This window comes from Bradyrhizobium sp. NBAIM08 (genome assembly GCF_020193935.1).
Classification (GTDB): domain Bacteria; phylum Pseudomonadota; class Alphaproteobacteria; order Rhizobiales; family Xanthobacteraceae; genus Bradyrhizobium; species Bradyrhizobium yuanmingense.
In genome coordinates, this window is sequence record NZ_JADYVR010000247.1 from 1 (window position 1) to 460 (window position 460).

Sequence of the window (460 nt, forward strand, 5' to 3'; positions counted from 1 at the left end):
GCCCAGCAGCATCACCTTGACGGCGTTGGGGGCGAGGGGGGTGCCGAGTTTCATTGGTAGTGTTTCGCCTTGTTTGCCGCGTCAATGGCGTCGGTGAGGGCCGATTTGGCGCCGCGCTTGCGCAGTTCATCGGTCTTCATGACCACCGGATCGTTGCAGGCTTGAACGGCATGCGGGACGCTGGTCATCGCCATGGCCACGCCCTGCGCCTTGGCGTCGATCCACAGGTAGAGTCCGTCGGCGCCGTCATAGACCTCGTCGCAGTCGCGCTCGCCGCGCTGGGCCTTGGCGGCGGCCTTGTAAAAGGCCAGCAGCGCCGGCGCCTGCACGGCGCCGAGCTGGCTGCCGTCGCCGACGTCGATCAGCACCTCCGGCTTGACGAGATCGGCCGGCAGGTAGTCGGCCCAGTTTATCGGCCGTCCGGCGTTCAGGTCGTAGGTCAGGTGGGTCTGGAACATCG

1 pseudogene is annotated in these 460 nt (G+C 66.5%); it reads right to left on the reverse strand.

The window, feature by feature from the left end:
- Positions 1–50: 50 nt before the first annotated feature.
- Positions 51–460: pseudogene (locus tag I6F37_RS39330) on the reverse strand (hypothetical protein); the annotation flags it as partial.